The organism is Kitasatospora sp. NPDC029367 (assembly GCF_055569135.1).
The window spans coordinates 15,157-17,029 of record NZ_JBVHYH010000064.1 but is presented as its reverse complement, the minus strand read 5'-3'; the positions used below and the strand labels follow the sequence as shown (position 1 = coordinate 17,029).

Below are 1,873 nucleotides of genomic sequence, written 5' to 3'. Positions count from 1 at the left end.
TCACCGTCGACGACCCCAAGGACACCGGCGATCCCCTCCACCACTCCTTCCCCCTCCCGCAACGGCTCCGCGCAGGAAGTCGGCCCGGCCGACTTCCTGCGCGGACTCCCCCGCCCGTCCTACGGCGTGAGCCGGTTCGGGCCGCGGAAGAGGAAGCTGGCCTCGCGGATCGAGGGCAGGCCGAGCAGGACCATCAACACCCGTCCGAGGCCCATGCCGAAGCCTCCGTGCGGCGGACAGCCGTACCGGAACGCGTTCAGGTAGTCCCGCATCGGCTCCGCGCCCAGGCCCTTCTCGGCGGCCTGCTCCAGCAGCACGTCGTACCGGTGCTCGCGCTGGGCGCCGGTGGTGATCTCCAGGCCCTTCCAGAGCAGGTCGAAGCTCAGGGTCACGGTCGGGTCGTCGGCGGGGCGCCTGTGGTAGAAGGGCCGGATGCCGACCGGGTAGCGGGTGATGAAGGCGAACTCGTGCCCGGTGGCCTCCTTGAGGTGGGCCGCGATGGCCCGTTCGCCCTCCGGGTCGAGGTCGTCCTTGACGCCCTCCCGGTCCCAGCCCCCCTCGCGGAGGATCTCCTGCGCCTCGGCCATGGTGATCCGGGGGAAGGGCGTCGTGGGCACGGTGACCTCGACGCCGAAGTGCTCGGCGATCGCCTCCCCGTGCCGGTCCGCGACCTCGGCGATGGCGTGGGCGAGCATCCGCTCCTCGAAGGCCATCACCTCCTCGACGTCGTCGATCCAGGCCAACTCCACGTCCACGCCGGTGAATTCGGTGGCGTGCCGGGAGGTGAACGACGGTTCGGCACGGAAGACCGGCCCGATCTCGAAGACCTTGTCGATGCCGGCCGCGATCGCCATCTGCTTGAAGAACTGCGGCGACTGCGCCAGGTAGGCGCTGCGGCCGAAGTAGCCGACCTCGAAGACCTCCGCGCCGGACTCCGAGGCGGTGCCCATCAGCTTGGGGGTGTGCATCTCGGTGGCGCCCTGCGCGTGGGCGTACGCGCGCAGGCCCTGTTCCAGGGTGGTCTGGACGGCGAACAGCAGCTGCGCGGCGGGACGGCGGCGCACGTCCAGGAAGCGCCAGTCCAGCCGCTGCTCCGGGCCGGTGCGGTCGTCGATCGGCAGTGGAGTGGCGGCCGGGTTCAGCACCTCGACCGTCTCGGGGACGAGTTCCAGGCCGCCGAGCTTGACCTGGGCCGCCTCGACGACGCGGCCGGTGATCCGCACGGCGGACTCGGGGGTGAGGGCGTCGAGCCGGGCCTCCAGCGGCCCGCCGTCCCGCCGGTGGGTCACCTGCACCAGGCCGGTGCCGTCCCGCACGACGACGAACTGCATGGCGCGCTGCAGGCGCAGGGTGTGCACCCACCCGCAGACGGAGACGGTACGGCCGACGTGTTCCCGCAGCTCGGAGACACGGACGCGGCTGTGGATCATTGAGGTCCTCCGAAGGACATCGTCATGATCCCTTGGGAGTGCGGGCGAGAAGGGTGACTCGCGGTACCACCGCACTTTCGCCGCCACCGGAGCGGCGGCCTCGTTCAGGCCCGGTGACGGGGGCCGGCCGGCGGGGCATTGGACCACCGGATGTGGGGTCGTTCCTCCCCGCGCTCAGGAGGGTCTTCGCCTCGGGGCGCGAGACCGCCTTCCCAGCTTCCGGCGGTTCTCTCTGCTCGCGTGTTCCCTGGCTACTCGTCTCCGTCGACGCGTTGCGCAGCAGCATACGAAGCGGGTGGCGGCAGCGGCAACCGAGAAACCCGCGCGGTCGCGGGGGGGGGGGGGGGGGGGGGGGGGGGGGCCGGGGGGGGGGGGGGGGGGGGGAGGGGGGGGGGGGGGGGGGGGGGTTGGGCGGACTCGCACCCCCGGCCCCACGAGCCGTT

1 protein-coding gene is annotated in these 1,873 nt (G+C 72.5%); it reads right to left on the bottom strand.

The window, feature by feature from the left end:
* Positions 1 to 119: 119 nt before the first annotated feature.
* Positions 120 to 1,430, bottom strand: a complete 1,311-nt coding sequence (gene aspS / locus ACZ4W5_RS28320) for an aspartate--tRNA(Asn) ligase (RefSeq protein ID WP_360245189.1) — start codon at positions 1,428 to 1,430, stop codon at positions 120 to 122.
* Positions 1,431 to 1,873 lie beyond the last annotated feature (443 nt).

Bases quoted from the DNA above. Each gene is read 5' to 3' on its own strand.
- aspS (WP_360245189.1), bottom strand. From the start codon at position 1,430: ATGATCCACAGCCGCGTCCGTGTCTCCGAGCTGCGGGAACACGTCGGC.